This is a genomic window from Pantoea sp. EABMAA-21, assembly GCF_030053335.1.
Taxonomy (GTDB): Bacteria; Pseudomonadota; Gammaproteobacteria; order Enterobacterales; family Enterobacteriaceae; genus Pantoea; species Pantoea communis.
The window spans coordinates 1-5,679 of sequence record NZ_JASGBX010000036.1 but is presented as its reverse complement, the minus strand read 5'-3'; the positions used below and the strand labels follow the sequence as shown (position 1 = coordinate 5,679).

Sequence of the window (5,679 nt, the reverse complement as noted above, 5' to 3'; positions counted from 1 at the left end):
TGAACGATGTGAAAGACTATATTTTGTTGTTTGGAGGAGGGCTTGTTGGCTTTTTAGGTGGCGACAAAATGAAGAAGGAAGAAAAAAAATAGCGATCCTACGCAAACATTATGAACTCTAAAGTCGTTAGGATTCATAATGTATAAATCGCACCAAAATAAATAAACCACAAAGATTATTCATATTTTTGGATGAGCTGAATATACTTTGTGATAGATTATTACCTACCTAACCCAGTATAAAGTGACTCTCTAAATCAGCATGAGTTATTGGCCTCTAAAGGTTAGGTTTTAGGAGCAGAAGGTGAAAGTTAAGTGTAATAGGTGCATGGCGGTTCTCGACACCCTGTAGATGATTTGAAATCTACAGAGGCTGTATGAGCACTTTTAACACAAGAAAAGATCGTTACCCGGACGGCAGACCTTACAGTCATCGCCACCCTCCGTCTTACTGGATCGGGCATAACCCCGGAAGCTGGAATCGCCTGTACACCACTCGCAGACGCCGTGCGGCAGACCGGCACAATGTCTGGCTGGTGATCGCCGGTTGTGACCCTGACGGAATAGTCTGGATGCCGGAACGGCGACCAACCGAGTACTACTGGTAACAGAAAGCCGCCTACGGGCGGCTTTTTCGTTGATTTGATGCTGGAGATGGCCTGTATCGAGTACGCCTATCGCCGCAATAGTTAGCACGATAACAATATCAGCATTTATTGTTAATCTGCTAATAGTAACTTTGGTTATCATTATCTCATCGAAAGCACACAGGCTTTCAACCATACAAACCAAGGATAAAGACCATGAAAACCATCAAAGCAATGTCTATCGCCGCCGTCGCCGCTCTTTCACTGATGTCAGCCGCAAGCTTCGCGCAGAGCGTTACCGCGACTTCCCTGACACTGGACGGTGCAGAGGCCAAAATCGCCGCACAGGCTCAGCAGCAGGGCGCTCATTACAAAATTACTGAGGCCAACACCAATAACGTCGTTCACATGACCGCTGAGCTGTACAAATAACGGATGGTCGCAAAAGGAAGTGCCAGGAAAGGTCGCCCACGGGCGGCCTTTTTTGTATCTGCTGCACGGTCGGATTGAACATAACATCCCTGTTGCGCCCTTTCTTGGCGCTATCACAGCGTTACGTTAAGGAAGCTCTTTGCGCATAAAAACACTCAACGGATCTGCTTTATACGGGGGGAATGCATCGCATATCTCGTACCCGCATCTGCGATAAAGCGCTATAGCCGGTTGCTGGTGAATCCCTGTTTCAAGCTTCAATAGCCGCGAATTCTTTTCTGAAGCAATCCCCTCGATTGCGCTGACTATCCGCTCTCCGAGCTTCTGACCCCGATATTCCGGTCGAATATAAACCCGTTTAATCTCAGCTGAGCCATCTTCGTGAAACAGCAAAGCACCACAACCTGCGGGTGCATCCCCTTCATCACGGACGATCACGCACCGGAGCTGCTCGTCACTAACTGCTGAAAGATCCAGGCAGTGGTTACTTTCTGAAGGGTACAGTTCGCTCTGAAAGGCATCGAGCTCGCTGACCAGACACGCCAGATCAGAATCCCCTTTATGTACTTCTGAAATGTTGAACATTCACTACCCTCAGTTCAGTTTTAGCTCCTGAATCTACCATGCCTGTCCCGACTATGACGTCTACCCAGATTTAACATAAGAGTTCATTTCCGAACCGGACAAAGGGCTTTCTGTGTCGCCGCATGAACATGTAAAATGCGGACCGCAATAAAATTTTTTAAGGAAAGACGCGCTTTGAAAGGATGGATGTGGATAGTACTCGCCCTGTTTTTGCTGATCCCGTTTATTTACGATAAGGGGCCGGGAAGCGACAGCAGTACTGACGCCGAGCAGGCCCCTGCCGCTCCTGAGGCTGTTCGCTGCAGCAGTGCCAGCTGTCCGCCGGGGACATCAGTAGCTATAGAGCTTTCAGGCAATCCCTCACAGAATATTTCAACCACTGAAAACCAGGTTTACAGTGCCGAAAATCTTCAGGGGATATCATTTGTGGTTATTCAGCAGCACCCGGATGCATCACAGGATACCGCACAGCTTCAGGCTCCCGGTGGCGCCATGTACATGGTTCCATGGCGCCTGATTATAAAAAACCAAGTCGCCGTCATCCGGTAAAATGCTCTGCTGCAGGATCAGGCTGACCCTGCCAGTCAGCCTGATTTAACATAAGACTACTTTCGCGCCCCTCCCCAGGCCGCCTCAGCGCGATCCTGACACGTGCGGGGCATTTCCGGCACTTTCCCTGTCCATATCGTGAAAAAACGTGCCAGATGATTTCTTCTCGCATGCATGGTTATGCATGGAACGGCATGGGACGGAATTTCGTTGACGAAAATTTCCGGGAGGCAGATTTCCGGCATAAAACCCAAGGAATAACGGTGAACGGGCGCGCAGTTTACTGTGCGGCCGTGAGGCGTTGGCCGGGTGTCGGGGCGCAGCCCTGACCAGCGTTTTGTGAGCCGCCAATATGGTGGCGGTGGACACAAAACATTTCCTGTCCGTCAGGGAGCAATACCGTACCTCGCCAGCAGTTCGTCTCTTTTGCTCAGTGATTTGGTGAAAATTTTTTCGTTGGCCATCGCAATGATTTCCTCCTCACTCATATGCGGATTTATCTGCCGCAGAATTTCCGTGGATGAATACGCCGACTGAAACGCCATGGTCGCTACCATTTTGAACAGCATATCGGCGCGATCAGTTCCTCCAACTTCGGAATTAAGAGTCGAAATAACCAGTGAACGGGCATACTCGTTTGGCGAAACCTTCCTTCGCTTTGCTTCAACGCTGATAATCTCTTCCAGTTCCTCGGGCAGCCTGAACTGAAAATTATGGCGCCTGCTTGTCATAGTCTTCCTCTGATTAAGTGATAAAAACTATCGGAGAATCGCATACCAGTCATGCACCTCAAAGCCTTATCCTGCAAGGGATAGAAATTAATAGTGCATGACAGGAATGAAATGACATTCATGCACCCTCATGCCTTGATGTATAAGGCGTGAGGGGTAGCATTGCATAATGCGTTGGGTGTGACAGATTTTAGTGGCCGTAAGTCAGAAGAATATCCTGATCGTCGGATGAACTGATGGGTCGTGTAACTCGGATGAGCGGCAGAAACGGAGTATTACTTTCAGGCTAGGGTGCCGGGGATATGTCTTCCCCGGCACTTTTTCAGGAGTCAGGGGTATTCGCCCCGGAATCGCCTCTAGGCGCATCGGGAACGGCATTCTCGTCTACCATCTCCTTTAACTCGGCCATCCCCTGCATCAGCTCGTCAAACAGGTTACGTTCGCTCATAAAAACCGTCCTTATGTCTCACTTTGTCCCGTGCCAGAATCGCCACCATGGCTTCCTCTGCATTTCTGGCGTAGGAGCAGGATCTTTATGCTCAAGTCGAAGCAGTAACGACTTCAGTTCGCTAACCTCCTGCCGGAGCGCGCGAATTTCTGTCATCATATCGCCTTCATTTTGTGTGCCATGTGACTGTGTCACGCTGTGCCGTTCATCAGTGCCACTCTGCTCAGGTTCGCCATAAACACGGATCAGCTCTGACGTTTCAAACTCGCGGTGTCCTTTTCCGTTGGTTCTATATGATACGCGGCCTGAAGCCATATCACGATAAAGCGTTCGGCGGCTTTTACCTGTGAGTTGTTGAGCCTGTGACACACTGTGCCATGCCATAAAAGAGCCTCCGAAAGTGGCACACTTTGTATATTAAAGCGTAAACGTAACACCGGAGCGCTAAGAGCACACCTGAAGATAATGTTCTATTACGCTTCCTCGGTCATTCGCTCACTTCGTTCGGTCATGACACTGCGGCGAGCGTCATGGGGTCACATGTAATGTCATGACACAAAGAGGCAGGTCAGGAAGGCTGCGCCCAAAGGGCGTTTTTCCATAGGCTTCGCCCTCCTGGCGAATGTCACAAAAAGACACTCAAGCCAGAAGTGGCGAAACCCGACAGGACTTAAAGATGCCGGACGTTTCCATCCGGCGGCTCCCTCGTGCGCTCTCCTGTTCCCACCATACGGATTTACCCACATCATTCCGCTGTTAATGGCCGCGTTTTCTCATTCCACGCCTGATGCTGGGGTCCGGACAGGTGGTTCGCTCCAAGCTGGGCTGTAAGCACGAACTCCCCGTTCAGCCCGACTACCACGTCTTCAGAGCAACTGATCACTTGAATCCAATCCCTGAAGGCACGACGAATCGCCACTGGCGGTAGCCATTGGTAAACAGGATGTGCGAGAGATGTATTCAGAGTTCTTGAAGTGATAACCAAATTACGGCTACACTGAAAGGACGGATTTGGTGACATGTCTCGCACAAGACTGTTACCACGGTTGGATAATCTGCCAGGACTATCTAACCTTCGAAAAACCACCTGCCAGGGTGGTTTTTTCGTTTTTGAGGATAATCGTTTAAAATCATCGTAGCAACCATAAAAAAGACAAATTCTTGATCAAGGGACTACCAATGAAAGATTTAAAAACAATCAACGTTCAAGCAGCAATATTCACAAAAGAGTTAATATCAAGGCCTGACACATTATACTACAAGCTATTAACCGAACTGGATTACATCCTCGATCAACAGCCACTAATAAACAACATGCCTGATGATGTACCAGCCGAAATACCAAGAATAATGAGCACATCGACTGATAACAAATTTCAGTTTAACATTGCTAAAAACAGAATGGACTTCTTTATTAACTTCAATGAAGAAGACAACGACAATGAGTCAAACTATTCTTTATTTAAATCCATTACAAATACAATTTGCACTAATGTAAGTGCAGCCATTGGTGTAAACCGAATAGGTATAATCACAACAACAATAAGTAAGAGTGATGAGTTAAAGGAAAACTTCATGAACTCTTACTTCAAAAAACTGGACAAAGAAAACCTAACGGAACTTGAATATCGAACAAATAATGTAAAGGACCACAAGGGGCGTTTGATAAACAACATCATAAAAATATCCAGCGGTGAGGTGCAGGTGCCGGTTATTGAATCAGACTGCCTTATTATCCAACTAGATACAAATAACAGAAGTTTGTTCAAAAATAAATCTGAGTGGCTGGATGTTTTAGACCACCTTTTCGATTCATCATCGACAGCAGTGGCTGCCAAAGCTGTTAATGGAGAATAAAAATGAGCGAGACACCAAAGGGGACAAGCTCCACAAACTGGAATGATCCAGTCAATCACCAGTATAAGCTTTACCAGTATGCTCACACCCAAGCAAAGGCAGAGGGGTCATCAACAGGAACACCTTTAAAAATGGAAACTTCTGCTTCTAATCCTGACGCCATGTCAGCATTAATAGGTATTATTAATACGAGCATGACAACCTCTATATCTGATCTAAAAACCAGCATGGCTGAAGTTAAAAGTCAGAGCGAAACAGATAGCAAAGAAATAAAGGATAAAATAGACAAAATAAAAACATCACCTTGGGCTAGCTCATTATTAGAGCCAACAACAATAGCTATACTAAGCGTTCTAGTTCTAATTATCACCTTCATACTTGTAGCAGCTTTTAATAAGTTCACCGGCGCGACAATGAACGATGTGAAAGACTATATTTTGTTGTTTGGAGGAGGGCTTGTTGGCTTTTTAGGTGGCGACAAAATGAAGAAG

General features: G+C 47.0%; 7 protein-coding genes. 4 read left to right on the top strand and 3 right to left on the bottom strand.

Annotation, left to right across the window (positions count from 1 at the left end):
- Positions 1-802: 802 nt before the first annotated feature.
- Positions 803-1,018, top strand: coding sequence for a YdgH/BhsA/McbA-like domain containing protein (locus tag QMZ65_RS25070; RefSeq protein WP_007886317.1), 216 nt, complete (start codon positions 803-805; stop codon positions 1,016-1,018).
- Positions 1,019-1,144: 126 nt separating this feature from the next.
- Here QMZ65_RS25070 and QMZ65_RS25065 read toward each other — a convergent pair whose 3' ends face one another.
- Positions 1,145-1,603, bottom strand: a complete 459-nt coding sequence (locus QMZ65_RS25065) for a GNAT family N-acetyltransferase (protein WP_283216940.1) — start codon at positions 1,601-1,603, stop codon at positions 1,145-1,147.
- A gap of 174 nt (positions 1,604-1,777) precedes the next feature.
- Here QMZ65_RS25065 and QMZ65_RS25060 point away from each other — a divergent pair, with 174 nt between their 5' ends.
- Positions 1,778-2,152, top strand: coding sequence for a hypothetical protein (locus QMZ65_RS25060; protein WP_283216939.1), 375 nt, complete (start codon positions 1,778-1,780; stop codon positions 2,150-2,152).
- 386 nt (positions 2,153-2,538) lie between these two features.
- On the opposite strand, the gene QMZ65_RS25055 is transcribed toward QMZ65_RS25060, so the two are convergent.
- Positions 2,539-2,883 (bottom strand): toxin-antitoxin system HicB family antitoxin, encoded by a 345-nt coding sequence (locus QMZ65_RS25055; RefSeq protein WP_283216938.1) that lies wholly within the window; start codon positions 2,881-2,883, stop codon positions 2,539-2,541.
- A gap of 322 nt (positions 2,884-3,205) precedes the next feature.
- Positions 3,206-3,331: a hypothetical protein gene (locus QMZ65_RS25050; RefSeq protein ID WP_283216937.1), complete on the bottom strand. Its 126-nt coding sequence runs from the start codon at positions 3,329-3,331 to the stop codon at positions 3,206-3,208.
- 1,179 nt (positions 3,332-4,510) lie between these two features.
- Between QMZ65_RS25050 and QMZ65_RS25045 the strand changes: the two genes are divergently transcribed.
- A complete protein-coding gene (locus tag QMZ65_RS25045; RefSeq protein ID WP_283216936.1) occupies positions 4,511-5,188 on the top strand; it encodes a hypothetical protein in 678 nt (225 codons plus the stop codon).
- A gap of 2 nt (positions 5,189-5,190) precedes the next feature.
- A partial coding sequence (locus tag QMZ65_RS25040; protein WP_283216935.1) for a hypothetical protein occupies positions 5,191-5,679 on the top strand: 489 nt, incomplete at its 3' end.

Coding starts and splice junctions, on each gene's coding strand:
- QMZ65_RS25065 (WP_283216940.1), bottom strand. CDS start 1,603: ATGTTCAACATTTCAGAAGTACATAAAGGGGATTCTGATCTGGCGTGT.
- QMZ65_RS25045 (WP_283216936.1), top strand. CDS start 4,511: ATGAAAGATTTAAAAACAATCAACGTTCAAGCAGCAATATTCACAAAA.
- QMZ65_RS25055 (WP_283216938.1), bottom strand. CDS start 2,883: ATGACAAGCAGGCGCCATAATTTTCAGTTCAGGCTGCCCGAGGAACTG.
- QMZ65_RS25050 (WP_283216937.1), bottom strand. CDS start 3,331: ATGAGCGAACGTAACCTGTTTGACGAGCTGATGCAGGGGATGGCCGAG.
- QMZ65_RS25070 (WP_007886317.1), top strand. CDS start 803: ATGAAAACCATCAAAGCAATGTCTATCGCCGCCGTCGCCGCTCTTTCA.